Annotated in this window: 27 protein-coding genes; 8 read left to right on the top strand and 19 right to left on the bottom strand. The window is 69.8% G+C overall.

The window, feature by feature from the left end:
• The first annotated feature begins 22 nt into the window (after positions 1-22).
• Entirely contained in the window at positions 23-913 is an 891-nt protein-coding gene (locus tag CLV35_RS01230) for a hypothetical protein (RefSeq protein ID WP_121191614.1), read from the top strand.
• Positions 914-941: 28 nt separating this feature from the next.
• Here CLV35_RS01230 and CLV35_RS01225 read toward each other — a convergent pair whose 3' ends face one another.
• The 5 genes from CLV35_RS01225 to CLV35_RS19810 form a co-directional block, all read right to left on the bottom strand.
• Complete coding sequence (locus CLV35_RS01225; RefSeq protein WP_183061575.1) at positions 942-1,472, bottom strand: ATP-dependent DNA ligase; 531 nt, start codon at positions 1,470-1,472, stop codon at positions 942-944.
• A gap of 251 nt (positions 1,473-1,723) precedes the next feature.
• Positions 1,724-2,179 carry a GIY-YIG nuclease family protein gene (locus CLV35_RS01220; protein WP_147431835.1) on the bottom strand — a complete coding sequence of 152 codons (456 nt, stop codon included), beginning with the start codon at positions 2,177-2,179 and terminating at the stop codon, positions 1,724-1,726.
• Positions 2,179-2,502, bottom strand: a complete 324-nt coding sequence (locus CLV35_RS01215; RefSeq protein ID WP_121191611.1) for a hypothetical protein — start codon at positions 2,500-2,502, stop codon at positions 2,179-2,181. Before CLV35_RS01215 ends, CLV35_RS01220 begins: the two co-directional genes overlap by 1 nt.
• Positions 2,499-3,125 (bottom strand): recombinase family protein, encoded by a 627-nt coding sequence (locus tag CLV35_RS01210; protein WP_121191610.1) that lies wholly within the window; start codon positions 3,123-3,125, stop codon positions 2,499-2,501. The genes CLV35_RS01215 and CLV35_RS01210 overlap by 4 nt, the downstream gene beginning before the upstream one ends.
• Before the next feature lie 138 nt (positions 3,126-3,263).
• The gene (locus CLV35_RS19810) at positions 3,264-3,416 is read right to left on the bottom strand and encodes a hypothetical protein (protein ID WP_183061573.1); all 153 of its coding nucleotides are present in this window, start codon (positions 3,414-3,416) and stop codon (positions 3,264-3,266) included.
• A gap of 139 nt (positions 3,417-3,555) precedes the next feature.
• Here CLV35_RS19810 and CLV35_RS01205 point away from each other — a divergent pair, with 139 nt between their 5' ends.
• The 4 genes from CLV35_RS01205 (at position 3,556) to CLV35_RS01190 (ending at position 7,844) form a co-directional block, all read left to right on the top strand.
• Complete coding sequence (locus CLV35_RS01205) at positions 3,556-3,768, top strand: hypothetical protein (protein WP_121191609.1); 213 nt, start codon at positions 3,556-3,558, stop codon at positions 3,766-3,768.
• Positions 3,769-3,934: 166 nt separating this feature from the next.
• A complete protein-coding gene (locus CLV35_RS01200; RefSeq protein WP_121191608.1) occupies positions 3,935-4,438 on the top strand; it encodes a SigE family RNA polymerase sigma factor in 504 nt (167 codons plus the stop codon).
• 224 nt (positions 4,439-4,662) lie between these two features.
• Entirely contained in the window at positions 4,663-5,772 is a 1,110-nt protein-coding gene (locus CLV35_RS01195) for a hypothetical protein (RefSeq protein ID WP_147431834.1), read from the top strand.
• 338 nt (positions 5,773-6,110) lie between these two features.
• Complete coding sequence (locus CLV35_RS01190) at positions 6,111-7,844, top strand: AIPR family protein (RefSeq protein WP_121191606.1); 1,734 nt, start codon at positions 6,111-6,113, stop codon at positions 7,842-7,844.
• Between the two features lie 137 nt (positions 7,845-7,981).
• Here the strand turns inward: CLV35_RS01190 and CLV35_RS01185 are convergent, their stop codons facing one another.
• The 9 genes from CLV35_RS01185 to CLV35_RS01145 form a co-directional block, all read right to left on the bottom strand.
• Positions 7,982-9,238 (bottom strand): Shedu immune nuclease family protein, encoded by a 1,257-nt coding sequence (locus CLV35_RS01185; RefSeq protein ID WP_231121290.1) that lies wholly within the window; start codon positions 9,236-9,238, stop codon positions 7,982-7,984.
• A gap of 38 nt (positions 9,239-9,276) precedes the next feature.
• The gene (locus tag CLV35_RS01180; protein ID WP_231121288.1) at positions 9,277-10,275 is read right to left on the bottom strand and encodes a hypothetical protein; all 999 of its coding nucleotides are present in this window, start codon (positions 10,273-10,275) and stop codon (positions 9,277-9,279) included.
• A 46-nt stretch (positions 10,276-10,321) separates the two neighbouring features.
• Complete coding sequence (locus CLV35_RS01175; RefSeq protein WP_121191624.1) at positions 10,322-11,986, bottom strand: N-6 DNA methylase; 1,665 nt, start codon at positions 11,984-11,986, stop codon at positions 10,322-10,324.
• A 485-nt stretch (positions 11,987-12,471) separates the two neighbouring features.
• Positions 12,472-13,389: a DUF4192 family protein gene (locus CLV35_RS01170; protein WP_183061570.1), complete on the bottom strand. Its 918-nt coding sequence runs from the start codon at positions 13,387-13,389 to the stop codon at positions 12,472-12,474.
• 464 nt (positions 13,390-13,853) lie between these two features.
• Positions 13,854-14,657 carry a GIY-YIG nuclease family protein gene (locus CLV35_RS01165; RefSeq protein ID WP_121191603.1) on the bottom strand — a complete coding sequence of 268 codons (804 nt, stop codon included), beginning with the start codon at positions 14,655-14,657 and terminating at the stop codon, positions 13,854-13,856.
• Between the two features lie 240 nt (positions 14,658-14,897).
• Positions 14,898-15,191, bottom strand: coding sequence for a hypothetical protein (locus CLV35_RS01160; protein ID WP_121191602.1), 294 nt, complete (start codon positions 15,189-15,191; stop codon positions 14,898-14,900).
• Complete coding sequence (locus CLV35_RS01155) at positions 15,188-15,976, bottom strand: ParA family protein (RefSeq protein ID WP_121191601.1); 789 nt, start codon at positions 15,974-15,976, stop codon at positions 15,188-15,190. The genes CLV35_RS01160 and CLV35_RS01155 overlap by 4 nt, the downstream gene beginning before the upstream one ends.
• Positions 15,977-16,189: 213 nt before the next feature.
• Positions 16,190-17,827, bottom strand: coding sequence for a ParB/RepB/Spo0J family partition protein (locus tag CLV35_RS01150; protein WP_147431833.1), 1,638 nt, complete (start codon positions 17,825-17,827; stop codon positions 16,190-16,192).
• Between the two features lie 400 nt (positions 17,828-18,227).
• Positions 18,228-18,536, bottom strand: a complete 309-nt coding sequence (locus CLV35_RS01145; protein WP_121191599.1) for a hypothetical protein — start codon at positions 18,534-18,536, stop codon at positions 18,228-18,230.
• 129 nt (positions 18,537-18,665) lie between these two features.
• Between CLV35_RS01145 and CLV35_RS01140 the strand changes: the two genes are divergently transcribed.
• Positions 18,666-18,845 (top strand): YegP family protein, encoded by a 180-nt coding sequence (locus CLV35_RS01140; protein WP_121191623.1) that lies wholly within the window; start codon positions 18,666-18,668, stop codon positions 18,843-18,845.
• Positions 18,846-19,091: 246 nt separating this feature from the next.
• On the opposite strand, the gene CLV35_RS19805 is transcribed toward CLV35_RS01140, so the two are convergent.
• Together CLV35_RS19805 and CLV35_RS01130 are read right to left on the bottom strand one after the other, a co-directional pair.
• Entirely contained in the window at positions 19,092-20,306 is a 1,215-nt protein-coding gene (locus CLV35_RS19805) for a helix-turn-helix domain-containing protein (RefSeq protein ID WP_183061568.1), read from the bottom strand.
• A gap of 651 nt (positions 20,307-20,957) precedes the next feature.
• Positions 20,958-22,529, bottom strand: a complete 1,572-nt coding sequence (locus CLV35_RS01130; protein WP_183061566.1) for a hypothetical protein — start codon at positions 22,527-22,529, stop codon at positions 20,958-20,960.
• 139 nt (positions 22,530-22,668) lie between these two features.
• Between CLV35_RS01130 and CLV35_RS01125 the strand changes: the two genes are divergently transcribed.
• A complete protein-coding gene (locus tag CLV35_RS01125) occupies positions 22,669-23,796 on the top strand; it encodes a geranylgeranyl reductase family protein (RefSeq protein ID WP_121191622.1) in 1,128 nt (375 codons plus the stop codon).
• Here the strand turns inward: CLV35_RS01125 and CLV35_RS01120 are convergent.
• From CLV35_RS01120 to CLV35_RS01110, 3 genes are all read right to left on the bottom strand, one after another.
• On the bottom strand, positions 23,793-24,992 hold the full coding sequence (locus tag CLV35_RS01120) for an MAB_1171c family putative transporter (RefSeq protein WP_121191596.1): 1,200 nt from the start codon (positions 24,990-24,992) through the stop codon (positions 23,793-23,795). The genes CLV35_RS01125 and CLV35_RS01120 overlap by 4 nt on opposite strands.
• Positions 24,993-24,995: 3 nt before the next feature.
• Positions 24,996-25,337: a hypothetical protein gene (locus CLV35_RS01115; RefSeq protein WP_147431832.1), complete on the bottom strand. Its 342-nt coding sequence runs from the start codon at positions 25,335-25,337 to the stop codon at positions 24,996-24,998.
• 202 nt (positions 25,338-25,539) lie between these two features.
• Positions 25,540-26,040 (bottom strand): helix-turn-helix transcriptional regulator, encoded by a 501-nt coding sequence (locus tag CLV35_RS01110; protein ID WP_121191594.1) that lies wholly within the window; start codon positions 26,038-26,040, stop codon positions 25,540-25,542.
• A gap of 201 nt (positions 26,041-26,241) precedes the next feature.
• Between CLV35_RS01110 and CLV35_RS01105 the strand changes: the two genes are divergently transcribed.
• Positions 26,242-26,637 carry a hypothetical protein gene (locus CLV35_RS01105; RefSeq protein WP_121191593.1) on the top strand — a complete coding sequence of 132 codons (396 nt, stop codon included), beginning with the start codon at positions 26,242-26,244 and terminating at the stop codon, positions 26,635-26,637.
• Positions 26,638-26,686 lie beyond the last annotated feature (49 nt).

The raw sequence follows: 26,686 nt of genomic DNA, 5'->3' as shown, positions 1-26,686 counted from the left end.
CCTCGCTTCTAGGCTGCGCACCGTGCCGCGCACCACGGTCCACCGCTACACCCGCCGGCTGCTCCACGAGGTGGGCCGGGTAAGCCCCGGACTCGCCATCAGCCGCCCCGCCGAGCAGGTCCGGCACGGCCTGCGACCCGCAGCAGCGAGCGGCCTATTCGTGCTGCACGGCCCCGACCTGGGCGCTCGCGAGCTGCACCTGACCGTCGAGCACGACGATCCCGCCGGCGCGTTCTACGAGCCGGAAACCGGCACCGGCCGCGCGCACCTGGTCACCGTGACGCTCACCGACTACAGCGCACAAGGCGTCCCCACCGCCACACCGCTCCTTCACGAACCCGACCGCCCCCGCACCGACCAGGACGCCGCCGAACTCGCCGCGGCGCTCGCCGACGTCGTGCGCCATCACGGGCGACAAGCGCAAGCCGGGACCGTCAACGAGGTCGACGTCGGCGGCATCCCCGGCTATCAGCACGACCTCGTCGACGGCCGGCTCACCCTGACCGATGGCACCGCACGATGGGTCGAGGACCACGCTGCCGCGGTGGTTCACGCCCTGCAGCGCACCCACGGACTGCGCCCGCTGCTCGCGGAGTGGTGGACCCCGAGCCGTCACCAGCCCGACACGTCGGCCGCCTTCCGCCTGCTCCTCGGCCGCGCCGAACGCACCACCCACGTCGACCAGGTCACCCTCGTCGCGCAAGGTGCTGAGCGCGTCGTGGTCCGGCTCAGCCGGGCCGAGAACCCGACCGCTGACCCCGTCGGCGGTGGCGTCACGCTGCAGACTGCGACGCTGCCCGCGGCCGCGGCGACACCCGCCGCGGCCGCCGCCGTCATCGCCGAGCACATCGAGCTGCTACTCCCCATGCCGGCCTACCCGCTCCGGCTCGTTCACCGCGGCCGCCGCGCCTGACCGCCGCCGACCGCGTCCTAGCCGCTGCTCAGGCGACGTCGTGACGACGTGAAGCATGCTCGGCCCGCCACTTCGAGGTCTTCACCTTCACCCAGTCCCACGACCTCGCCCCCGGCCGGTACCGGCCGCGCGGGTGCTTCACCACCACACCGTCCAGCCCCCGCTCCGCACACTCCGCGAGCAGCACCTCCGGCGCACAGTCGAACACCGTCGACGTCGACCAGCACTCCCCTGCCAGGCCCAACTCCTCGAGCAGCGCACGCCGCTCGAGGTACGGCAGCGCGCAGACGTTCCGCCCGTCGAGCCACAGCACGTCGAACGCAACGAACGACACCCGGCATCCGCCGGACCCCGCCCGCCGCGCCATGCGAGGGCCCAGCGCATAGAAGTCACGTGCCGCCCCAGCGCCCGCGACAAGCTCACCGTCAAGCACCACTGACCGCCCACCGAGCGCGTCGACCAGACCCGCCAACTCCGGCAGCGCGTGCGACAGCCGGCGCCCCGTGCGCGACCTAACGACCAACCCGCGCGCGTCGACAGTCACCTGGCCGCGCGCCACCCGTCGAGCTTCACCTCGACCAACCAGTCATCGCTCACCACGGCCGACGAGCTCGCCGCAGAAGCCAGCATCGGACGCAGCGAGGGAGCGAGCACGTCCACCATGATGCGTCGCCCGGCCGGGCCGGCGTGCCGCGTGGGGAGGGCAAGTAGGGTCGCCCAACTGCCCGGACGCCCCCCACCAAGCAGTGCACGTCCCAGTGACAAGCGCACACCTGGCGAGCCTCACCTACCCACCGCACCGCCAGCCCGTCACACGACGCGGCCTCGCGCAGCGCCGGCACGGTTGAGTGGCGGCTGCCACTCAGCAAGCAGGTCATGCTCCAGGGCCGCGGCGGCCGCCGCATCCGGTTGCTCCACCCACGCGACCTCGAGGTCCCGGATCCACGCGGTGACAACGTCGGCGTCCTGCTCGCTGACAACCGAGGGACGCTGCCTGCTGACTGTGGTCGGGATGCCCAGCAGGTGCGCCGCGACGTTGCGCCGCAACGACGACCGGCTCAGGTCACGCCCCGCACCCCGATGCCGGCCAAGACGGCCGCGAAGTCCACCCTTCGCCCCCGTCATCCCGACGTAGACGGGCTCCCCGAGGTGGAACCAGGCGTAGACGCCGGCCGCGGTCGGGACCGCCCGGCCGGTGAGCTCGGCGGAGCGCGTCCGCGGTCGCTCGAGTAGCAGTGACCAACACGGCCCGGTCGGGTTCGCCATCACTCGACCGCTCCTGGCTCCGCGGCAACGACAGGGTCAGGGGACAACCCGCGGTAGTTGACCCGGACGGTGCTGCCAGCAAGGTCGCGCAGCACGGCGCCGTTCTCCTCGAGCGCGACGACCAGCCAGGGACGCGGCTGCCTACCGCGCGTCACTGTGGTCCCGGGCGCTGGCAGGTGCCCCTCGACAGCCGTGGTGTGCACGACGCGCAGCGCGGTGGACTCCGCCGCGAGCGCAAGCAGCGCGGCAGCGTCCTCGGGGTCGGCTTCCTCCGGAACGGCGAGAGTGGTCAGCACGGTGACCAGCCGCTCTCCCGCGGTCATGCGCGCGCCTTCGCGCGCGAAGAGCGGCCAGGAGGAGGGGGGGCTTGCTCGGCCGGGCTGGGCGCGGGCGGTTCGGTCAGCGCGCGGTAGATGGTGGTCCGGGACACGCCGAGGACCTCCCCGATCTGCTCGACCGTGAGCTCACGCGCGTCGTACATGCGCCGCGCCTCCCGGCGCTGGCGGTCGGTCAGCTTCGTCGGCCGGCCACCAACGCGCCCACGGGCCCGCGCCGCGGCGAGGCCGGCGACGGTCCGGTCCTTGATGATCTCCCGCTCGAATTGCGCGAGCGCGCCAAACAGGTGGAAGACCAGCCGGCCACCGGCGGTGGTGGTGTCGATCGACTCGCGCAGCGAGCGGAAGCCGACCTCACGCTCGTCGAGCGCGGTCACCGTGTCGATGAGGTGGCGCAGCGAGCGACCGAGCCGGTCGAGCCGCCACACGACCAGCGTGTCCCCCGGGCGCAGGTCCCCGAGCACCTTGTCCAGCTGCGGGCGCCGGTCGAGCGACCCGGAGGCGTGGTCGACGTAGACGCGGTAGCAGCCGGCTGCAGTCAGCTCGTCGGTCTGCAGGTCGGCGTTCTGCTCCGCGGTCGAGACCCGCGCGTAGCCCAGGAGGTGCCCCATGCCCCGGAACGTAGCGAAAGGGTCCGACAGGGACCCTCGTGACACGTTGATTACGTGCACCAGTTCTGCAACAGACAGCCACGCTCAGCGGCGGGCCGGTGGCCGCCACTCCCCGAGTCGTGCCAGAAACGACCGAGGTCAGAGCAGCAGCTGGAGGGCGGGCTGAAGGTAGTCGCGCCTCGCTGCGACCGCGGCCTCCAAGCGAACGAGCACCGCATCGTCACCGCTGTCGAGCCATGCATCGGCCAGCAAGGCCACTCGAACGTTCAGGTCGACCAGTCGAGAGTCCACCCACGCAGCGTGTCAGGAGGCACCGACAACCCCAGCCGAGTTCACGGTCATGCCGATGACCGCAAGATCGTTTGTGCGCCTTCTATCCGGAGACGCTCATAAGAGGTGAGCGGCTAACCGACCCAAGGAGCGATGACGGGTGGAACAGATCATCCTTGGGGTAGTCGGCGTTGCGGCGATCCTCATCGTTGTGTTCGGCGGGTTCTTCGCGCCTGGCGGCAAGCCGCGGCGCGGTGGAGGGAACGGCAACGTCAACTGGCTCCCCTCGAGCTGGGCTCGGAAGAGCAACGACGAGTACCGGGCTCGCGGCTGGCCTGAGCCCTACGACGATGAGAGTGACCCTCGCGTCTGACCTGTCGAGTTCACGCTCTTGCCGCGCTGAGGAGTCCTAGCGTGACCGCCGCTCCTACCAGGCGGACAGCAGGATCGTCGCCGCAGCGGGCGGAAGCACGGCGTGCGAGATGACCGCTTCGGGCACCGAACCGATGGCAGCTGCTCGGCGTCTCTAGTTTGTGGGAGTGGTGACTGGTGAGCGGGACAGGGAGGAGTTCACGGCGTTCGTCGCCGGCTCTGCCCGCCGGCTGTTGCATGTAGCCGAGCTTGCTTGCGGTGACCGACACCGCGCCGAGGACCTCGTCCAGTCCGCTCTCATGGGCGCGTACCTGCGTTGGGACAAGATCCGAGACGAGGATCCCTTCGCCTACGTCCGCAGATCCGTACTGAACGGCCAGGTGTCGTGGTGGCGGCGGCACTCCCGCGAATCACTCACCGCAGAGACGCCGGACGACGTCGCAGCGGACACAGTCAACAACGCCGACGATCGCGACGCCCTCCGCCGCGCCCTCGCGCGCCTGACCAGGCGAGAACGCGCCGTCGTCATCCTCCGCTTCATCGAAGACCTTTCCGAGCAGCAGACCGCCCTCGAGCTGGGCATCGCCGCCGGCACCGTCAAAAGCACCAGCGCCCGAGCCCTGGCGAAGCTGAGGGCGCAGGCAGCAGAGCCTGTGGGAGATATGCCATGACCAGCGACGACCGACTGCTCGCACCACTCCGTGACACCCGCCCTGGCATCCCTGCATTGAACGCCGAGTCGATCATGGCTGCCGCGCTCCAGCGCCGTCGCCGGCGACGGGTCAGCGTCAGCGCGCTGGCCGCCGCGGTAGCTCTCGCCGGCACGCTGGCCGCGGTGATCGTCCCCGGACATGCCGGCCGCACGGACACCTCGCCGCCCACCACGCCTCCTGTCGTGACCATGACTGCAGCGCCCATTCCGACCGTGGACTGCGCCACCCTGCCGGAGAGCCAGCCACAGCCTGCCATCGGACCAGCGCTGCCCCGATCCGTGCTCGTCCAGGCCAGTGACCTCGCCGAGCCGTGGGGCTCCTTCGCCGACTACCCCGACGGAGGCAGGTCGCCCGGCTCGGGTCCCTCCCGCATGCAGGTCAGCGACTCGCTGAGCACCACAGACACCGACCCGGCCTGGTCGCTGTCCACCGAAGCGGAAGAGTTCGGCTCGGCCGCCGACGCGGCAGCGTGGTTCACCGCAGCCGGTCTTGGTGCCGCCTGCCGCTCCGACGGGTACACCATCAAGTCCGGCGCGGGGCAGGTCCCTCCCAGCAGCAGCGAGATCCTGGCCAACACGATCCGCGACGGAGCTCGGGTGCTCATCGCCCACCGCACCTCGACGCAGCAGCCACCGGAGTGGGCCGTCATCGTCTTAGTGGGTGAGCGCGGGGTCGTGACCACGGTCACGCCGCTGAACGCCCGAACGCAGCTGGGGCTCACCAACGACTGGCTGGATGCCCTCGCCTCGGCCATGCTCGCTCGCCTGACCGGCGTCACACCGCGGACACTGCCCGGCATCGCCGCGTACGCCAAGCCGACCCACGTGCCGGCGGGCTTCCTACTACCCGGTGACATCGGCCCCGACTGGCAGATCTGGAGCCCGTCCACAGACATGGGGCCCATCCCGGGCGGCAACTCGAGCTTGCCCGACCCGGCGCACTGCACAAGGACTGTCGCGTACGCCACCGTCGGCGCCGAGGTGTACCAGGGCTACCGCGACACGACCGGCACCACAATCTACGAGGACGTCATCACCTTCGCGCCGGGTCAGGCGGCTCGATACCTCGCAGCGATGCGCAGCGGTCTCGGCAGCTGCAAGTCAGGCATGACGTCCATGACGCCCCTCCCTGGTTTCGGTGACGAGGCCTACGCCACGGAAAGCGAGGCAGGCCCCCAGGTGCTCGTGCGACAGGACGACACACTGCTGCGCCTCAACGCAACACCACAACTCGATGGGGGCAGCGACACCCTGACACGCTTGGCTCGCACCGCACTCGACCGGCGCTCTTGAACGAGACCGTTGAGCTGCGACAAGCCACCAGGACGGCAGCGACACCATGCAGCCGACGACGAGCGAGCGGCAGCTGGGTCCGCATCCCGAAATTGTTCGTTTTCGCTACACACCCGCTCCCCCGCCGCCGGCAGGCAAGCCCGAGCGTGAGCCCGTGTAGCAGAACTGGTGCACGAAACCAACGTCACGTAACCGACCCTCAGCCAAGGTTTGTGGCACAGACCGGTTGCGCGGCGCATCAGTCCCGCAAACGACCGTTTACGGGACCGCGATCCGTGAGGACACCGTACGCAGAGCAAACCTTCCCGACGCCCGCTGGCTCCAGCTACGGTCGGGGGATGCCAACGGCCAGCCCCGCTCTGCCGAGCGATCGCCTCAACAGACAGCAGATGTACGACCTCCTCGCGAAGCTCGCGACGTTGGACGAAGCCGGCGGTCTTGCCAAGGAGCGCTCTGTCCTGTTGCTGTGGTTCCTCCGGAACGTCGTGGGGCTCGACGACCTCGATGCCTACGAGTTCATCTGTGACGGAGATGACGACAACGGCGTTGATGCGCTTTATCTCGAGCCAGCCAGCGGGGAGGACGCCCCCGAAACGCTGGTGATCTACCAGAGCAAGTACACCGAGGCCCCGACTAACGTCGGGGTGACGTCGATGACCGGCCTGATTTCGGCCGCTGCGCACTTCACAACCGTGGAGAGTCTGGAGGCGCTCCTGTCGGGGCGTGTCGAGGACAAGCTGCGGCATCTCATTCAACGATTCGACCTCGTGCGGAAGTTGCGGGCTGGCGCCTACACCGAGGGAAGACTGCGTGTCCGCATTGCGCTGATCACCAGCGGGGTGCTCAACGGCTCAGCCAAGCGCCTCGTCGCCTCGACCAACGCGACCCAGCGTCCGGGCTACTTCACGGTTCACGACCTCAACCGCCTTGGTCCGTTGGCTCAAGCAGTCGCCACACCGGCCATCACGACCGCTGACATCGAGGCGCCCTGCTCGGCGGACGAGCGGATCGTGCTCGGAACCGCCCCGAACCGCGTGGTGATGGCCTCCGTACGGGCCATCGACATCGTCCAATGGGACGGCATCGACAATCGGACACTGTTCGAGTTGAACGTGCGGCGCGAAGTGCGGCGCAACCGCGTCCGCGATCAGCTCGATGGAGCAATCAGACGCCAGCACGAGCACAAGGACTTCCTTGCCTTCCATAACGGCATGACCGTCGTTTGCGACGAGCTTGTCCTCGAGGAGGACAGGCTCGTCGCCAAGAAACCGTCCGTCGTCAACGGCGCTCAGTCGACCATCGCATTCGCCAGAGCTGACGCCGACGCTGAGCTCACGAACGAGTTGCGCGTCTTCGTCAAGTTTGTGGAGGTCGCCGGCCGTCCTCAGCTGGCGAAGGAGATCTCCTGGCGCAGCAACACACAGAGCGCGGTCAACGCCCGAAACCTCGTGGCCCTGAGAGGACCGCAGCAGAAGTTGGTCAGTGACTTCGCGGTGAACTTTCCGACTATCACCTACGAGACTCGACCAGACGCCACCCTTAGCGCAGCCGCGGGCAAGGTCATCTCCAATGACGACGCGGCCCAGCTCCTTTGCGCCGTCTACAACGAGCAGCCCTGGCTGGCCGTGAAGCGCCTCGCCCTCTTCGAGAGCGAGAACCACGCCATGATCTTCAACGAGTCGATCACCGCCGCGCACGTCGTCCTGGTCGATGCGATCAAGCAGGTCGTGGAGTCGGAGAAGGCCCGGGTCCCTCAGGCCTACCGCAAGAGTTGGCAACTCACGCGCATGGTTTTGATCTACATGGTCGGGCAGGTGTTGCGTTCGGATGAGAAGCTGCGGAGGCTTCTGCTCGACCCGGCGACGGCTACCGCCGATCTAGTCGCGCTGGCCGCCTCGCTCAGGCAGCCCAGCCGCATCGCTGCAGCTACGCTCAAGCAGCGTTACGACCAGCGGGCAAGGGACTCCCAAGTCGACGAATTCAACGTCGACTTCAAGCGGCAGGACGTACTGCTGGAGCTGCGCAGTAGGGCGCGGGACAACTTCAGCCTCGCAGCGACGCTCGAGGACTGACGGTCACCACACGGGATTGCTGCGGGTTTAGTTGACGGTGGTTGTGACTGGTCATGCTGCTTGATTGTCGCATTACCGCTTCGGCAAGCGCAGTGAAGCTGACTGCAGGGCCGAAGCCATCGGCCTTGCGTCGCGCTCTATCCCCCAGAACTCTCCGCTAGAGCAACGCTCCACTCGGCGCGGGCGAGCAACTCATCGAAGGTGACGATCTCGGGTCGATGCAGGTTCTGGCGATAGACCTCGAAAGAGCGATGCTTCTCAGGGTGCACGCCGCCAACGCCGGTCAACTGGTTGAGGTGCCCCACGATCAGGTACGAGCGGGGTTGCATGAGGAAGGCCACTTGGCCGGTCTCGGCCCCGTCGGCTCCCCGCACGTGCAGCCGTTCCCCGATCGTGTCGAGGGCTCGGTGGACGGTCTGTTGCACCTGAGTGACGCCGCCCGAGAGGTCGTGCGAGGGTGCCCAGCAGCCGGCGCGGTACTGGTCGTGGTGCAGCAGCGGGGTGCGGTGGTGCTTGATCTCCGCGAAGGCCAGCATGTTCAGCCGGCCATTCGTCTGCAACAGGGCGTCTACCCGCTTACCTGCGCCGACCACCGAGCTGCCGGCGACCGTTCGCTCCAGTTTCTCGTCGTCCCAAGACGTTAACAGTTGACCGGAGAGGCCTAAGCCGAGCACCCACGGGTTGCGCTCGAGGAACTGCTGCCACACCTTCTCGGGCCCGCCGGCAGATGTTGCCGCGAGGTCGAAGTAGTCGTCGTCATGCAGCAGGTTGCGGAACTCTTCAACCTCACCCCGGCGGTAGGCGACGGCGACGAGATCTTCCGCGGACACGTCACTCTCGATGAAGCGCCGAAAGCGCTCAGGGTCGTGGGCGTACAGAGCTTGGAGAGCCTCGGGGTGGTCGGCAAGGTCGCGCACCAAGTCGTCATCCACCAAGACGGTCGTGTCGCCCTCGATCGGGATGTCATCGAGCAGCTTGATGAGCGAGACCAGACGCGAAGATTCAGTACGGTCGAACTCGACAAGGGTTTCGAGGGCGCTTCCTGCCTTCGTGGTGGTTACCCGTCGGAGCTGTATCTTTCGGACCGCGCCAGCGGTTCTAGCCACCTGCAGCGTGATCTGCACCCTTCCTCCGGGAGACTCACGCACCACGTACTCCGTCCACTCGTAGTCGTCTTCGGGTGTGCCCTCACTGATCACTCGGTGGTCGAACACACGATGGACATACCGTGCGGGCTGGCCGAGGTCTTGGACGGTGCCGTGCTGCAAGAGGAAGGTCTTGCTGATGTAGGTCCGAGAGGTGAGTCGCAGGGCTGCGAAGTCTGCTTCCGTCTCGGGTTGCGCAGCGAGTGCGTACGCAGCGCTCCAGTCGAAGCCGTCAGGGAGCAGCGGCACGTGGACTCCTCTCCGTCACGCACTCAGGTGGGGACAAGTCAACTCGACTTAGCCCGCTGCAGCGCCGCGTCTCGGCGTCGTAAGCGTGCGCCTCGGTGCATGTTGACTGGTGTCTGGTCGAGCACATGCTCAACGAGCGTTGCGAGGAACGTTGCTGGGGAGAGGCTCGCGGGTGTCCTGTCGTGGTCGATCCGCACGGGAGGGAGCTCAGCGAGTTGCTGCTCGACCTGTGACCTGGGAACCTCGACCGGCTCTTCCTCTTCGGCGGGTTGATCGACGAGCCCGGCTGCGGCGCTGCGGTCCTCCCCGTCGTCGCTGCCCTCGGCGTCGTCAGGCAGTGTGACGTCTTGGCCGTAGTCCATCAGGATCACGCAGGTAGCGCGGTAGGCGTCTTCCTCGCGGCCGAGCTTGGCGAGCAGGTCAAGCAGCCAGTCGGCGGTTTCTGGTTCCTTCGTGAAGATGTCGGTGCGCAGACCGAACGCGAAACCCAGAGCCGCTAGAGGGTGGCGCAAGCGCAGGTTTTTCGCGTCCCCGTAGGACTCCTCCACTCGGTTCGGCGCGTTCTTGCCGTACGAGGAGTCCATTCGCTTGGTCGAGATGAGCAGCTCCGGACCGGTGGCCCAGTCGGTCATGATCACGTCGACTTGCTTGAGGTAGTTCTTTCCGAGGATCGATGCGCTGGAGTGCGTGACGCCCTTGACGTTGCCCTCCTTCATCAACCGGGCCTGCAAAGGATCACGAATCTTCGCAGGGAGGAGGTCCTTCTCCAGCAGTCGGGCGATCGGTCCGGGCAGGATGCGAGGGTGGGTCGCGCGCGGCCAGACGGCGTCGGGGTCGAACCCTGCGCGGCGCAGCTCGTAGGCGATCCACACATCGAGCGCGAGCGCGGGGACGCCGGTGGTAGTGGGGGCCTTGAGGTAGAGGGGCACCCCGAGCAGGCGTCTAAGGGTGCCGTAGTCGGGTTCGAAGACGAAGGTTCCGTCCGGCCGCTTCGACCACGGGTTGGTGTAGTCGCCGCCGTCCATCGCGTCGGCCACGATGCGGTCGAACAGTGGCCAAGCTAGGACCTTCGCCGACGCCTTGCTACTTGGCACCGTTCGACCTCGTCATCCGTCGGCGCACAAGCTCGTCTCGTGCGTTACGCACGTGGGCGACTTGCGCCGTGCTCAGGTGACCTGGGGCGACGAGCAACACGTCGTCGACCATCGCGACCGCGTCGAGCAGGCGACCCACCCGAAGGGTGCGAGCGACCTGGCGGCGGATCAGCCGCAGTGCATCGGCGCGGTCGGCGACCAGGTTGGGGGACGGCACGCTCCACACGTCAGCTTCCTTGGGCTCCAGCTTCAGGATGCCGCCGCCGTATGAACGGCCGACCATCTCCGCGTTGAGCAGTGTCAAGGAGTTGAGGCTCGCCAGCGGAAGCAGGTCGGCACCTAGTTCGCGGTGTGGCTGACGGAGGTACACACCGTGCACAGAGTTGAGGTGGTGAGCCTGAGCCTGGTTGGTGGTCAGACGTGGGGTGTCTGCGTTCATGCAAGTCAGCAACAGGTCTGCTGGGCGTACGAGCGGTACCTGGTACCACGTCCTGCGGACACGGCACTTGTAGGCGTCATCGACCCCGGTGGCATGACCCATCTCGATGTAACGCATGGCTGCCGGAGAGGGCTTCTGGCCGGGATAAAAAAGGTAGGTCGATTGTCCGGCAGCACCTAGGCGGGTGAGCATGCGAGCCGACAGCACCAAGCCACGAAGGTGCGCGGATCCGGGCGGAGACAGGCGCAGCAGCTCGCTGCGGCGTAGGCCAAGCTCGCTGACACGAGCCGGTGACAGTGTGAAGTAGCTGTTGGCGCCTGTCACGATGCCGAGCGTCGTGTCCCCCCACGTCTCCAGCGAGCTGAACAACCCTGAGGCGGCGAGGCCGGCCAGCGGCTCGATGGCCGCAGCGCTGACGAGCGAGCCGGTCCACTTCCCTGACGGGTCCGGCGGAGTCCACGTCGTCCCGGCGCCGAGGGTGCGCAGGTCACGAGCGCCGCGAGCTTGGCGGATGACTGCGTGGTCGGTCGGGCCTAGCCCGTACCCGTCGGCCAGGAGCAGCACTACGTCAGCCTCAGCCTCGGGAAACACCTGCTCGTCGAACAGGACCAGCTCAACGGAACGGAAGTGATCAAACAGGAACCGCCGGACCGGAGCGGCGTAGTTCACCGACAGCAGCTCGGCCGGCAGAACTAGTGCCAGCCGGCCACCCTCCTTCAAGAACAGAGCTGAGTGCACCGTGAACGCAGCCCAGCTCGAAGCAAGCCCCGTCAGAGAGACACCGGCTTGCAAGGCCGCTTCACGCGAGCGCGAGCGCGCTGGGCCGGTCCAGCCCTGATAGCGCACGTAGGGCGGGTTCCCGATCACCGCGTCGTACGTGGGCGAGGGAGACACCAGGAAGAAGTCTGAGACGCGGAACCGAGCGTCTCCGCCGGCCGCGCGCACCCGGGCGCGACCGATGCGGGCGGACTGCTCGTGGATCTCGACGCCGTCGACGACAGGCTGGCCTCCAGACTCGCCGCCGAGCTCACGCAGCCGCGTCACCGCAGCCGACAGGAAGGCCGCGTCGCCGGCAGATGGATCAAGAACGTGATCCTCGACCGACGTGATTGCCCACTGCGCCATGAAGGCAGTGATCTCGTCGGGAGTGAAGAAGGCTCCGCGAGCCTTCCTCAGCGCTGGGGTGTCAGCGAGCGGGGCGGGCGGGTGAGACATGCTCACATCCTGGCGTACGCCACCCACCTGACCTGGACCGCCGCGCGGACCGCCTGGCCCGCTGCGCTGCTCGCGGCTGTCGGCCGCGCGGCTGTCGGCCGCGCGGCGTCGGCACAACCCACCGAGACGGCCGCTGACGAGAGCCACTCCCCCGGTGGCGACCTCGCGGTCGTACACGCGCAGGGGGCACAGGTCCACTGCGGGCGGCCGACGACGAGGCTGACGTGAGCGAAGACGTGCAGATGCGGCGCTGGTCGTGGCGTTCCGCGTCGACGTCCTCAGGCGGCGTACGCCGTGCAGCCGACGGGCCGCTTTCGAGTAGGCCTTCAGCACCGGCGGAGCCGGTTCCTGTCGCCGCGCTCCGTCGCGGCGTGCGGTGCCCGGCGCCTCGATGGCGCCGGGCACCGCTCCCCCGGCTTCAACCGGGTCGCCGCGCGCTCCCACGCAGGGCGGGTGCCACTGACGGCACCCGCCCCTCGCCGTGGCTAGGCCAGCGGACCGGCCTCGTTCGCGACCTGTACGAGGACGGCGGCGACGGCCTGCGGCGGAGTTCCGAGGTCGGTCATCTGGCGGAGCAGCACGGTGAGGCTGTGCTCGACGTGCACGCGGTCGAGGGCGGCGTGCGCGACGATGCTGGATCCAGCGAGCAGGGCCGACGTGGCCTGCAGGCAGTGGATCCCGGCGTCCCTGGGGCGGGCACGGCGCGCCAGGTAGGTGACCAGGGCCGCGGGGACGACGGCGGGGACGACGGCGTCCTCTCCCCCGACCAGGGATGCCAGGACCCGGTCGCGGAGCAGTCGGTCAGGGCCGTCGAGGCTGTTGAGCAGGGATGCGGTGGCCTCGTCGGGCAGCGTGGCCGCTGGGTCGGCGTGGAAGGCTGTCGCCGCGGTGAGCCAGTCGGTGGCGGTGGCTTGGCGGGCGGTGGGGTCGGTGGCGGGCTCGCCCTCGATGCTCTCAACCAGCGCGTCCCGGCTGGGTAGCGGGTGGGTGCCCGCCGCGACGGCGGGGGCCGCGAGCGGGGTGTCGGTGAAGTTCAGCCGCTGCACACCGTTCTCACTGTGCAGGACGGTGCCGTCGGTGACCAGCACGGCCGGGACGAGAAACCCGTCGCGCTCCCACAGGCGCAGGATCGGGCCGCTGATCGCCGCGACCTCAACGTCGGGCTGGGCGGTCCAGATGACGAGAAGGCCGGCGGTGATGCTGTGGCGCAGCAACGTGCGGGCGGCGTCGCGCAGCAGGTCCTCGGGGCTATCGAGGTCGACCCGGAGCGCGACGGCGACGCGACCGTCGCGCAGGCCGAGCACGACCAGCGACTCGCTGGGGTGGAAGCCGAGCAGGTACGGGATCGCCTCGACGGCCTGGCGGGGCTCGGTGAGGCGGACCCGCTCGATGGTGGTAGCCACGGTGGGCTCCTTCCTGCCGGGTGGTGGGTGGTGGACCTGGGGTGTCCGACCGCTGTCGCCCCCTCCCGGCAAGAAGAGATGAAGGGGCCCGTAGAGCAGCTGGAGTGCAACCGTCCGGTCAGGCGACGAGAACGATCACCCGCGGGCTCAGCGACCGCAGGGAGCGCAGCGGGTGATGGTTCGGAGGCGGCCGGCGCCGCAGGCGAGGGCGGTTGCGCGCAGGCTGCGGGGCCCCAGCATCGATTGCCGGGAGGGAAGAACCGATGAGCTCTTCCGCGCCGGCGTAGCCGGCTCCGATGCGTAGGCCCGCCAGGGCCGTGCTCTGTAGGGTGACTAATCGACTAGATCGGCTAACTAGGCTAGGAACACTAGGACGCCTAGGGGCGTCTCGACGTCGGCAACGACCAACCTCGGGAGGAGGCCTGCACCGCGCGCCGTGGCGGCCAGGCTCGGCTCAACGGAGGCTAGTTGCGGTTGTAGCCGACAAGCCGGGCGCCGAGCTTGTCCTTCCAGAGCGACTCCACCCGCTCGACGGACTGGTCCGACGTACTGGGGTCGAAGGTCTGGAGCACCGAGACGGCGAACGGGCCAGCAGCTCCAACCAGCCCGACGTTTCCTCCGGGTCGGCCGCCCCGGTAAGCGTCCCAGCGACCGAGGAAGCCGTCGCCGCCCTTGGCCGAACCCACGTAGTGCTTGCCACGAGCATCAGTGAGCAGGTATACGCCGGACGTTGAGCGCAGCACTTCCCGCCACGTCCTCGGCAGGAGGTCGAGGTCGTCTACAGGGCTCGAGAACTCCAGCCAGCCGGGGAACGCACGCTCCTGTTGGGTTGCGATTTCTTCGACCGGCTTCGGCTGCTTGTCCGCCCACTGCCAAAACCCAGGGTGCTTGCCTGCGAGATACCAACGGATTACGAGTCGATCTTCATAGGGTGCGAACGCTGGCTCGGCGGTGAGCTCGTAGATTGCGCGGTGAACGTCCACCTCACCAGTGATCGGGTCGCGGTCGCCTGGCGGAGCCGCTTCCCAGGCACCGACGCGGTAGAGCCCACCGAAGACCTCGCGGCCATCACGGCTGACGAGGAAGCAGGCGACGTGGTCCACGCCGTCCAAGAACCCGGTCTTCTGCCGACTCTGATAGGCCTCGACCAAGGGCCTGTTGGCACGCCACAGCTCGAGCAGCTGTTGGCCCTTCTCCGTGTGTCGCAGCAACTTCACTCGACTGGGATCCACCCCGCCAGCACGCAGGATGTCGTTGAAGGTGATCACAGACCGGATCCTCGCAGAGCGCAGTCCCCGACGTCCGCAAGTCGTCACACGCTTGCCTAGGGCCGTCCACCTATGAGGCTGCGGAAGGGCGCGTTTTGCCTAACTAGACTAGGACTACTAGTGGGACTAGGAATAGCGAGAGGGACCCGGCTATTTCCCAGTAGCCGGGTCCCTCGCTTGAGCCGCAACCCCAGTGCGGCGCGCCCAGGCGGCCAGATTGCTCTGGCCCGCGCGGGAGTTCTAGAGACCGTGCTTGTCGAGGTACTCCTCGAGCGCGGCGGTGACGAGCTCGGCGAGGCCGATGCGCCGGCCTTCGCGGGCGCCGAGGGTGAGGGCGCCTCGCTGCGCGCGGCCGCGGACGGCACTGGTGACGGCGACGTTCAACTGAACCTTGCCGACGGACTCGCCCGTGGGTCGCTCGCTGGCGGGTGCAGCGGCGGGAGCTGTAGTCGTCTCGTTGGCTGCCGCTGCTAGGGCTTCGACGGGGTGCAGCTCGGTGCGACGCTTGAGGGCGGGCTTGCGCTCGGGGCTCACGACGCGACTCCTGCGGTGGCGGTGCGGGCGAGGACGTCGGCGTAGAGGTCCTCGAACAGGGTGGTCAGGACGCGGGCGCCCTCGTTGGCAGTGGAGCCGATGGGCTGGGCCGCAGCGTGGGCGGCGGGCAGGGCGGCGCGCTCGGGGAGCACGACGTCGGTGACCAGGGTTCCGAAGGCTTCGCGCAGCTCGGCCTCGCGGTAGTCCTGCTCGCCGGTATGGCGGCGGCGGTTGAGCACGATGCCGGCGATCCGCAGGCCGGGACTCATGTGCTTGGCGACGAGCTCGACGGTGCTCTCGACGTTGCCGATGCCGCGCAGCCCGTCGGCGGTGGCGTCGGTGACGAGCAGGGCGTGGGAGGCGGTGACGAGCCCGGTGAGCAGGAGCCGGCCGACGCTCGGCGGGCAGTCGATGAGGACGACGGCGTAGCGCTCGAGGTCGATGCCTTGGAGTCCCTCGCGGAGCCGGAACGGTAAGTCGTGGGCTCCGTCGAGGTCGCGGTTGGACAGGTCGAGCGTGCTGGGCGCGACGTCGACCCCTTCCCACGCGCTGGCCGTGATGACGTCGCCGAGGCTCCCGGCGCGGGACACGGCGAGTACGTCGTTGACGGTGAGCGCGGCGTCGTCGGGCTCGATGCCGAGGGCGGTCGTCGCGTTCGCTTGGGGGTCGAGGTCGATGACGAGAGCCCGGTCGCCGCGGCGGCTCGCGGCTGCAGCGAGGCCGAGGGTCACGCTCGTCTTGCCCACGCCGCCCTTTTGGTTCGCGACTGCGATCCTGGCTGGCACCTGAGCCTCCTATCTGCGCTACCTGCGCTAGTTAGCGTCACTAGGCACGCTAGGGCCGCTAGGCGGTCGGTGGTGGGAACCTGCTCGGTGTGTCGCGCCGGCGCTGCCCGGCGGCTGGGAGTGGCGTTCGCGGTTGTGGGGGCTCGATGCCCCCACAGCCGCTCCCGCCCGCCGTCGACCGGGGAGGAATCGCTCCCTCCCCGGCCCTAGCGGCTAGGCGGCGTCGGGCTCGTCGACCTCGGGGAGCGGGTGCTCACCGCAGGCCAGGCGCTCCACGTCGGACAGGCCGTAGCCGTTCTCGGCCAGGAACGTCAGGTAGCGGCGGGTGCCGCTGTCGACGTTGCGCCAGGAGTGCCGCCCGAGAGCGGCCTCGTGCGCGCCGAGGACCAGGCCGAGGGTGACGACCTGGGCGCGGGCCTCGGACACGTCGCTGAGCAGCCCGGCGAGCGCCTGGCCCGCGCCGATGCGGGCGCTGGTGGCCTCACCCAGCCCGAGCAGCACCCGCCCGGTGGGGTGGTTGCGCTCGAACGCCTGGGTCAGCGCGTGGGAGCCGGACGCGACGGCGGCGGCGAGGAACAGCCCGCTGCCCTTAGGGGCGGACTTCCGGGTGAGCCAGCCGGTCAGCCACTCCTGGCGGACGGTGGTGGCGCTGTCCCACGCCTTGTTGTTGGCGATCACCGTGCGGCGGGCCTCGCGGGCTTCCTCGCGCTGCTCCTCGCTCATCTCAGCGGCCTTGAGCGGAGCGGCCTCGCTGCTGCCGCCGTAGCGGGCGGTGTGCCCGTAGCGGCTGGGGTCGGTGCAGACGTACTCCGCCTCCCAGGTCTCCTCCCAGGAGCCGTCCTGCTCGTCCTCGGGGTAGTCGTCCTCGTCGTCGTCGTAGAGGGCGTCCTCCGCGTCGGGGTCGAGGTCGAGGTCGGTCGCACCGAGCGCGTTGTCGTCGTCCTCGGTGTCCTGACCGCCCTGCTCGCCGGTGGTGTCGGACTCGGGGCGAGGGGCCGGGACCCACGCGGTGCGCTTGTCCACGTAGGCCGCGTGGCCGAGGCACGCGGCGTGCGTCTCGACGGTCAGCGGCTCGCCCTGCTGGTCGAGAAGTCTGCCCAGGCGCTTGACCGGCTCGTCGTTGCGGTAGGAGGGGCGCTCCACGATGGGCACTCCGCCGAGGGAGGCGATGAACTCCTGGCGGCGCTCCTGCTCGGCGCGCTCGTCACGGGCGCGCTGCGCGATGTGCGCGAACTGCCGCCCGCCGGTGTTGGCGTCGACCAGCAGGGCCTTGACGGTGTCCTCGTCGGCGAGGGCGTCGAACTCGGCCACGACAGCGGCCTGGTCGAGGGTGAGGGTGGCCTCGTACCGCTCGGCTGCCTTCTTGGCGATGGGGGAGGCGGCGACGGCGAGGGCGTCCTTCACGGTGTCGCGCTTGATGCCGAGCCGCTTGCTGATCTGCGCGTGGCTGACGCCGAACGCGCTCAACTGCTCCACCACCCCGACCTTCTCGGCCACGGTCAGCCCGGTGCGGTGCTCGTTCTCGGCGTACTGGCCCACGAGCCGGTCGATCTGCCCGGCGTCGTCGGTGGACTCGTCGGCGGCGACGATCACGGGGACCGTCTCTCGCCCGGTCTCGATCGCCGCGAGGGTGCGCCGGTGGCCGTACCGGACGCGCAGCGCGCCCTCGGTGGTGCGGACCGCGACGATCGGCACCAGGACCCCCTGGGCCTTGACACTGGCGACGAACTCCTTGTCGAGCCGGACCTGCGTGCGGACGTTCACGTCCACCAGCAGGATGCAGGGGTCCGCGTCGAGGTAGGCGACGGTCGCGCCGGTGCCCGCCTCGATGGTGCTGCTGTGCTGAGCCACGGTGGGCTCCTTCCTGCCGGGTGGTGGGTGGTGGACCTGGGGTGTCCGACCGCTGTCGCCCCCTCCCGGCAAGAAGAGATGAAGGGGCCCGTAGAGCAGCTGGAGTGCAACCGTCCGGTCAGGCGACGAGAACGATCACCCGCGGGCTCAGCGACCGCAGGGAGCGCAGCGGGTGATGGTTCGGAGGCGGCCGGCGCCGCAGGCGAGGGCGGTTGCGCGCAGGCTGCGGGGCCCCAGCATCGATTGCCGGGAGGGAAGAACCGATGAGCTCTTCCGCGCCGGCGTAGCCGGCTCCGATGCGTAGGCCCGCCAGGGCCGTGCTCTGTAGGGTGACTAATCGACTAGATCGGCTAACTAGGCTAGGAACACTAGGCACGCTAGGAGCGCTTGGCGGAGCGGCCTACTCCGAGACGTCGGGCTGGGGCCGCGGGCCGCCGGGCGGTGGCCAGGGAACTTCGCGCAGCGAGGTCCAGAGCGACGAGCTGGTGGGGTGTATGCGCCCGAGCCCTAGAGCGGCTTCGCTGGCCGCGTGCCGCAGGAACTGCAAGGCGGTCTGGGCGGGCGCGTCGTAGCCGATCTGGCCGTGTAGGGCAGCCTCGATGATCGCTGCGCACTTCTGCGCTTGGTAGGCCGAGACGGCGATCGGCAAGTCGTCACCGCTGCCGGGCTCGTCGAGCAGCCGCTGTCGCTCGTCCGGGTCCTGGGACACCGCAGAAGTCTCGCAGGTTCACGCACCCGGGGGAGGGCACCGACGGGGCGCATCGCGAGGATTACGGTGATCTTCGCTGCGGTAGGCACCGCCCGATCGCCGAAGGCCGGCGAGGAGAGGGGCTGCGTGATGGCTGGCGAACTGTTCAAGCGCGCGGACGGCAAGTTCGGGTTCAGGGTGACGGCGAGCAACGGCCAGGTCGTCGCCACTGACGGCGGCCAGGGCTACAGCTCGAAGGCCGACGCCCGCTCCACGCTGGAGAAGCTGCTGTCAGGCGGCTACGCGGGCTCAGTCACCGACAACGCGTAGGGGTTCGCCTCCCGGCCGCAACTCGTCCTGCCAGCGGGCCTGCTGGTACTGCTCGCCGGGTGCGACCCGGTAGCGCACGACTGCTCGCCAGCGCTCTCCGATGTGCTGCCAGGTGAGGACCTCGCCGGGGTACCAGCGCCCCTGATGCAGCACCTCGCAGAGTTTCAACACCACACGTGCAGTGTGCGGGACGCCTGCGCGGCCCTGCCGGCCGACCAAGACCTTGGTCTCGTCGGGGCCTGCGCCTCACGGCAGTGTCGGCAGCAGGTCGTACGTCCGCGGGCGGCGGGTGCGGGTCGCGGCCGCCGCCTTGGCGCGTGCGGCAGCGAGCAACACGCGGGCTTCGGCGTTCGGGCCAGCAGACGAGGACGCCGGTCGCTGAGGCACGGGCTGCGGCGCTGGGGGAGTGGCTCGGGGGTCCGGCAGGGGTGCGCCGTCCTCGGTGGTCCAGCGGCGGAGGCGGTGGCGGAGCCAGCCAGCGGGATTGCGGAGCTCGTCGACGCTGCGCCAGGCGTAGCGCCAGGGCTCGCCGTCGGGCTTGTGGTCTATGGCCCACTCGAGTCCGGCGATGGTCCAGCCGGCGTTGAGCCAGGGGCGGAGCAGGTGCCGCAGGCGGCGGGGGGAGCCGACGGCGCGGTAGACGGGGCCTTCAGCCTGGAGCCGGTCGACGAGGGCGAGCATGTCGCGACGGGTGCGGGCGGGCGTGTGCCGGCCCCAGGCTGTCGTCCTGGCGCTCTTGGCTTCCTGAGTGGCTCCTGGGGTGCTGACGGGGTCTTCTGACCCCGCTGGGGGCTCTGCGGGGTTCGTTGGCCTGGTTGTCATCGCCACGCCGCGAAGCGGCGCTTGGCTCAATACCGCGCCTGCGCGCCCGTTCTGGCGCATCTCCTGCGGAGCTGGGCCAGAGGGCATGCCACTTTCATCCACAGGAGCAACAAGCGTGGGCTCGCTGAGGCGGGGGTCGCTGGCCTGCGGGTGTCGAGCGGCGCTGCCAAGAGAGACGGGGTGGCAGAGCAGGTAGAGCGCGGCGCGGTTGCCCTCGACGTCGCGCAGGGCCATCGGCCGGGTCGCGGGTGTGGAGCCGGTCTCGACGACGCCGAGCAGGCCGCGCTGGCGCAGCCAGGCGGTCCAGCGGGCGACGGTGCGCTCGGAGACGCCGGCCAGGGCGGCGAGCCGCGCCCAGGTGGGCCGTGAGGTCAGCTCGTTCCAGTCGGCATAGCGAGCGAGCGTGGCGGCGATCGAGCGCAGGTTGGTGTGCGCGTCGGCGCGCAGCAGCGCGGTGTCGGGGTGGGCGGCGACCGCGGCTACCCATGCGGCCTGTCCCTTTGCACGGACCGAGCCACGGGGGAGCGCCGCCGCAGGGCCCACCTGCGCGAGCGCTGTGCGCTGGGCCGAGCGGTGGCGGGCGCGGCGCCTCGCCTCACGGTAGGCCGGGGTGCCGCCCGTAGGGGCGGCCGCGGGCATGCCGGGGAGAGGCGGCTGCTCGCTGCGGGCAGCGCCGAGCGTGCCCCGGTCGTCAAGCGCCTGTAGGGCGTCGGACAGCGGCTCGAGGACGGCGGCCCGCGTCCCGGTCCGCGGATTGCCGCGGGCAGGGGAGAGGGCCGCCGCGGGCTGCTCGAGCTCGCGCGGGACGGCAGGGAGGCGCGACCCAACGACACGACACGCCGATGCGGCGTGCGTGTTCGCGGGTGTGGGTGCCCCCCTGTCGGGGGTTCGGGGTACGCTTCCTCCTGTTGCACGTTGGAAGACCTCGTCCCTGGCCCGGCAAAAGTCAGGGGGCGGGGTCTTCTGCTTTCCCGGAGCCTTGTCGGCGCCGGTCTGACCGCTAGGCGGTCATCTGGAGCTGGTCCGGGTTGGCCGCCGGAGCTACCGGCGGGTGCCCGTGCGCCTGCGCTAGCAGGTTCCCGATGTAGTCGTTGACGCTGAGGCCGGCAGCGTCCGCAGCATCTCGCACGGTGTGCGCGAGCTTCTCCGGGACGCGACTGATCAACGGCTCGCGGGGGCCCTTGCTGGGGCGTCCACCGTGACCACGTCGCTCTGCCATGTGGATCACACTGGCATGCTCGGAATCAGATTCGCGGTACGTCACTCGGCGTGTCGCTCCTAGTTTCTGCATCAAGCCGCCGCCGGGAAGTACGGGTCGGCCCATCCGAGGTAGGGGTCATGCCACCGCTCGGTGATCTCACTGAGGGGAACCAGCGCGATCGTGCCGTGGCCGCGAATGTCGTTGCTGATGACGAGGCCGTTGCCAGCGGAGAGCGCGACGTGGCCGGCGCTTCCGCCGTTCCAGAAGACGAGCGCCCCAGCCGGCGGGTTTGGGTCGAGCGGGTGCTGGTGGGTGGACTCGAGCCAGAACTCGCGGGCGGTGTACGGGGCACCCACTCCCGAGTGGGCGTAGCCGTAGCTGCGGGCTACGAAGTTGAGGCACTTGCGATACCACTGCGCGGGCCCGTCCTGCTGGGCGAGAGCCCAGCGGATCGCGTCCTGGCAGCTCCGTGGGTTGGCGCGCGCGAGGGTGAAGGTGCAGTCCGCGACGGGAACGCTGCTGTAGCCGCCCAGCCCGTCGGAGCAGCCCGACCCGCTGTCGACGTTGGTGGGGTCGGTGGGGTCGTCGTCGGTGTTCGTGCCGAGCGCGTTCTTGAGCAGCTTGGTCGCACCCGTGACGCCGGCGTCGTTGAGCGCGGTGCCGGTCATCCACTCCGGGTGCGCCTGCACGGCGTAGTCCAGGTCGACCAGTTGGAGGTCGTTGTCAGCGGTCGCCTCCTCGCGCAGGACGCCGTTAGCGACGTCGGCGCCGGGATCGGTCAGCCAGTAGACGGTGTGACCGTCGTGCGCGAGGGCGAGGACGCTGCGCACCTGCGTGCGGTACGTGCTCGCCGTCTCGCTGGTGAGGTGGTCGGCTGCGCCGAGGCTGACGAGCAGGGAGCCGGGGAGGGTCGTCCGGTGCGCGGTCAGGTCAGCGATGCCCTCGGCGGTCGTGCGGCCGCGCTGTACCGAGCTGGTGACGAGCCCGGAGTTGAAGGTGACCGGGGTGGCGCCGGCGAGGGCGGCGAGTAGGCCGTCGCCCTCGACGTAGAGCCCTGGGGCGTCGCCAACAGTCTGGTCCCCGGTGCCGGGATCGTCAGGCCTGCCGAGCAGGCCGTTGACGATGCTCTGGGCCTGCTGCTCCCACTGGGCGTAGGCGTCGGGCGCGCCGCTCCTCTGCACGGCTTGGGCGGCTTGGGTGAGGGGCATCGCTTCCCAGCCCTGCACCTGTTCCAGGGCGTCGAGGAAGGCACCCGCGGCGAAGCTGGGCGTCATGAGCTGTTGGACGGCTCCCCAGCCTTGAGAGGGCCGCTGCTGGAACAGGCCGACGGAGTCGTGGTCGCCGGGGGCGACGTCGTCGTGGGGGTAGGTGAGCGACTCGGGGACCGCCTCGGAGGCGAGGTTGAGCAGTCGGGACTCCTGCATCGCTGTGGCGACTGCGATGACTGCTGCGCGCGAGGGCATGCGTCTGTCGACGACAGCGCTCACGATGGTGGTCGCGTTCGCCGCCTGCGCCGGGGTGAGCGCAGCGGACGGCGGGACTGTCCCGGTGATGGAGACCGAGCTCGGTAGGCACTGCACCGCGGCCGCCGTCGTGCCGGTGACCACTGTGACGAGGCCAGCGGACAGTACGACACCGGCGGTGCCGGCGGCGATTGCCACGGCGGCTCGGTTCGTCACGGTCGCTCCAGGCTGGTGTCCTCAAGTCCGGCGAGGACCACTGTAAGCCATAGTTTACGGAGGCGGGGAGGGGCGCCGGCGTGCGAGTGCCCGGTATGAGCGGGTGTGCGAGGGTGATTCGGTGGAGTCCTGGGACGTTGTGGTGGTCGGCGCCGGACCGGCCGGCTCGATGGCGGCGATCGCCGCCCTGCGCGTGAACCCGTCGGCTCGCGTGCTCCTGCTTGACCGCGAGGACTTCCCGCGCGACAAGGTGTGCGGAGACGGTGTCGCGGCGCACGTCCTTCCGCTGCTCGCAAGGTACGACGTCCGCCACGTCGTCGACGGCTACCAGCCCGTAACCCGGTTCTCGCTAGGGACAGCGGAGATCGAGGCGAGCCACCCGTTGCGCGAGCCGCTGCACATCGTGCCGCGAGCGGTCCTCGACGCGCGCCTCGTCGAGGCAGCACAGAAGGCGGGTGCGGAACTCCGCCGGCACACAGTCCGGACCGTAGTGCGGCAGGCCGACGGGGTTGTGGTCGACGGGGACCTGCTCGCCGGGGTCGTCGTCGCGGCCGACGGGGCGGAGTCCGTCGTGCGCCGTCAGCTCGGCTTGCGGCATGAGCGCGATGGCCACACGGCGGTAGCGATCCGCGCCTACCTGCCCACCGCGGAGGCCAACAAGGCGCGCATCATCGGCCGCGGCCGTGACTGGCCGGCGTATGCGTGGGACTTCCCGATCGGCACCGGGCAATCGAACGTCGGCTACATCGACCTTCTGCGCGCTGGGCGCTCAGTCACCCGAGAGTCGCTCCTCGAGGGCGTGGCCGCGCTGCTGCCGGAGTACGAGCTCGAGGGGGGTGCGTGGCGGGCTCACCGTCTGCCGCTGTCGACTGCGCGGCCGGCGTTGCCCGATGGGCGCATCCTGCTCACCGGTGATGCCGCTGCCCTGGTGAACCCCATGAGCGGCGAAGGCATCTTCTACGCGGCTGTCTCGGGCGCGCTCGCGGGGGAGTCCGCTCACCTGGGTCAGGCCGCGGGTGCGGCTTACCGCACGACTCTGCTTCGTCGGCTGCGACGGCACTTTCGGCACACCTCGGCCGCCGTCCGGTTCTGTCGCGTTGGTCCCGCCGCTCGGGGCGGGTTCCGCGCCGCCGCGGCGGATGCGCGGTTCTTCAACCAGCTCGTCGACGTCGCCATGGGCGACGGCGTGGTGAACCCGCTCGTCGCTGCCCGTGCGTGCGTGCGCGCGGCGCTGCCCTCCCGCGGCTAACGCGCTGGTTGCGGCTCGGGGTGGTCGGCGAGCGAGAGGCGGGCGCTGGCGAGGGCCTTGGCCTCGGCGTACTGCTGCGCGACTTGGACCAGCCACGCGGTCTCGTCCTGCAGGCTGGCGCCGCCGTGCACCACGGCGAGTGAGCCCGAGGCCGACCTGCTCTCGAGCCCCGCCCGCTTGGCGAGGACCGCGCCGGCTGTGACGGTCGCTTCGACGAAGGCCTGCTGTACCTCGTCGTCGAGACCTCTCTCCCGCGCCACGGCGAGCGCGGCGGGTGCGAGGGGCTGCGCGTGCCGGCGCAGCGCCAGCTGAGCGTCCCGGATCTCGACGACTCGGCGGTGCAGCGCCAGCTCCGGCGACCAGCGGGAGACGGGACGAACGACGGTGGGCACGGCCGCGGTGACGTCGACCCACAAGGGGCGTAGGTCGCGCAGGGCACGCCAGCGGCGCAGCGCAGTCCCGCTGCGCGTCCACCAGGTCGGCAGGGCCAGACCGAGCGCGAGCATGGAGGTGGACACGCCGATGATGCCTCGCATGATGAGCTCCGCCGAGCCCCAGGGTGCGAGGTCTCTGCCCACCAGTCCGGCGACGTAGTAGGTGCTCTCGTAGGTCACCATCAGCAGGGCGAGGCCGCCGGCGAAGGACATGGCGGCCAGGCCGACGCGAAGGTCGGCCTGCGTCCTTCGGCTGTAGTGCAAGCACCAGCGGAAGCAGTCGAGAGCACCGACGATGACCCCCGACCGGGCGACGCAAAGGTAGCCCACGGCGGCAGGGGACGTGCCAGAGTGCACGAGGTAGGCGGGATCGCTGGTGGGTCCCCGCGAGATCCACCACATGCCCAGGCTGAGCAGGAGCATGGGCGGCAGCCCCCAGTAGCGCCGCCTGCTGATCGCGCGGGCCTTCTCGACCGGGTGCTCCTCGTAGAGCAGCATGTTCCGGCCCGGCCAGACGAGGATCAGCCCTGCCGCTTCACCGAGCAGCGCTGAGATGTTAGGGACGTGAAGGGTTCGGTCGACCAAGCGATACACGGGGGGCGAGAGCAGCGTCATCCCTGCGGCCAGCCAGAAGATCAGGCCGCCTAGCGCGCGAAGGGCGGGTGTCGCGTCGCGGCGCAGGGTCGAGGGCACCCGGTACAGGGCGCACGCGCAGATGATGATCGGCGGTAGGTCACCGGCCAGGTGCTCGGCGTACCGCATGGGCTAGCTGCGGCGCAGCGCGCCGAGGAACGCGTCGTCGCCGGCGACCGCGGCGGCACGCTCGATACGGGCGAGCAGGGCGTCGGCCATCGTCTCGGCCTCGTCCTCTTCGGCACTCTCGTACTCGTCGCGCAGCAGCATGAGGTCGGCGGCTCCTCCCGCAAGGAAGAGGGAGGGGAGTCGGCCCAGCGCCTGGTGAACGGCGGGGGTGTGGCCTGCTGCCATGTGCCCGAGCTCGTGGCCGATGATCTGCGCCTGGTGGCGGGCGCTGGTCGCGGCCTCGTAGAAGACGTAGTCAGCCTGCGAGGAGGGGAGCCAGACACCGGACGGGCCACCGTCGGGCATGTGGAACGGCCGAAGCTCGATCTGCCGGCCGCGAGCTCGCTCAAGGTGAGCGACTACGTCAGGCATGCTCATGGCGTCGGCCGGCAGCTGGAGCCCCCGCAAGCGCGCTTCGCAGCGCCTCCGCACTTTCCAGCTCATGCAGCCAGACCCCTAGACCAGCGCGTCCCTGCCCGCACGTTCCGGGCGAGGGCACTTCGTGCCCTTATGCCCTATCTTGCCGTGGCACTTCGGGTCCGCGCGACCTGCGGTCGGGTGGAGTCTCACCGGCTGACTCCGCGGCGCTGATCTCGTCGACCATGCGCGTGATCGCGTCGACGCCCTCGGGCGACAGCTCCGCCAGCCGCAGCGCGACGGAGCTGATCTTGGCGTCGCGCAGCGCCGCGAGCAGCGACAGCTCCCGGTTGACCTGGTCTGCGGTCGCGTCGTCGACGAAGTAGGCGAGAGGGACGCGGAAGAACCCCGCGATCGCTTCTAGATGCTGCATCGTCGGGTTTGTGCGCTTGCCGGTGCGGAGCTGCCACAGGTACGTGTGCGACGTGGAGGGGCCGCCAGCTTTCTCGATGCCCTCGGCGACCTCGCGGTAGCTGAACTCGCCGCGCCCGGAGGGATGGATCTCTCGGAACAGGAGGTCCAGCTTCTCGGAGAGGGAGCGGACACGAGGGGGCGGTGGGCCTTGCGGCTGCGACTCGCCCTCGTCCGACACGCTGCGCCTCTCACAGTGGTGATCCCCGTCGCCCCATGCTGCCAGAACGGCAGCTGCTCACTAGCCATCGTTGCCCTGTAAGCGGTAGTTGACAGCACGCATTGCACCTTCCTAGGCTGACTCGCACCGTAAGCAATAGTTTACGGCCATGGACCGGGCGGAGATCAAGCCCCGCCCACCACCCAGGAAGGGGACCCACTCATGACGACTCCGACGGGGGCCAGCACCGCCCGGCGCTTCCGGCCGCTGGCCCGGCTGCGCGCTCGGGTCAACGCGGCCCGTCAGCTGCTCCTCGCGCTGGCCATCACGACCTCGATGAGCCTCGTGTCGGCGGCGGGAGCCCGCCCGGCCGGCGCCATCACGGTCAGCAACACGGCCCCTCCCGGGACCGGTGGCTTCCAGACGGTCCTCAACTGGGTCGGCTGGGGCGTCACGGTGGCCGGTGTCGCCGGTCTCATGGCCGTCGGCACCAAGATGGTGATCTCCCACCGCCGCGGCGACGACGGCGGCGAGCAGGTCGCCTCGCTCGGCAAGGTGTGCATGGGCCTGATCGTCGCGGTGGCGGCGGGCCCGATCGTCAACGCCCTCGACGCCTGACAGGGGCCACAGACCATGCTGGACCTCCACCCCCTGCGGGAGCAGTTCG

Origin of the sequence: Motilibacter peucedani (genome assembly GCF_003634695.1) — a bacterium.
GTDB lineage: Bacteria > Actinomycetota > Actinomycetes > Motilibacterales > Motilibacteraceae > Motilibacter > Motilibacter peucedani.
Note: the sequence above shows the minus strand (reverse complement) of the source record. Positions and strands in the feature narration are given on the sequence as shown.

What these genes read in the sequence shown, in the direction of transcription:
- CLV35_RS01220 (WP_147431835.1), bottom strand. Translation starts at nt 2,179, where the DNA reads ATGGCGAACCCGACCGGGCCGTGTTGGTCACTGCTACTCGAGCGACCG.
- CLV35_RS01215 (WP_121191611.1), bottom strand. Translation starts at nt 2,502, where the DNA reads ATGACCGCGGGAGAGCGGCTGGTCACCGTGCTGACCACTCTCGCCGTT.
- CLV35_RS01210 (WP_121191610.1), bottom strand. Translation starts at nt 3,125, where the DNA reads ATGGGGCACCTCCTGGGCTACGCGCGGGTCTCGACCGCGGAGCAGAAC.
- CLV35_RS01190 (WP_121191606.1), top strand. Translation starts at nt 6,111, where the DNA reads ATGCCAACGGCCAGCCCCGCTCTGCCGAGCGATCGCCTCAACAGACAG.
- CLV35_RS01175 (WP_121191624.1), bottom strand. Translation starts at nt 11,986, where the DNA reads ATGTCTCACCCGCCCGCCCCGCTCGCTGACACCCCAGCGCTGAGGAAG.
- CLV35_RS01140 (WP_121191623.1), top strand. Translation starts at nt 18,666, where the DNA reads ATGGCTGGCGAACTGTTCAAGCGCGCGGACGGCAAGTTCGGGTTCAGG.
- CLV35_RS19805 (WP_183061568.1), bottom strand. Translation starts at nt 20,306, where the DNA reads ATGCCCGCGGCCGCCCCTACGGGCGGCACCCCGGCCTACCGTGAGGCG.
- CLV35_RS01120 (WP_121191596.1), bottom strand. Translation starts at nt 24,992, where the DNA reads ATGCGGTACGCCGAGCACCTGGCCGGTGACCTACCGCCGATCATCATC.
- CLV35_RS01115 (WP_147431832.1), bottom strand. Translation starts at nt 25,337, where the DNA reads ATGCCCGACGGTGGCCCGTCCGGTGTCTGGCTCCCCTCCTCGCAGGCT.
- CLV35_RS01105 (WP_121191593.1), top strand. Translation starts at nt 26,242, where the DNA reads ATGACGACTCCGACGGGGGCCAGCACCGCCCGGCGCTTCCGGCCGCTG.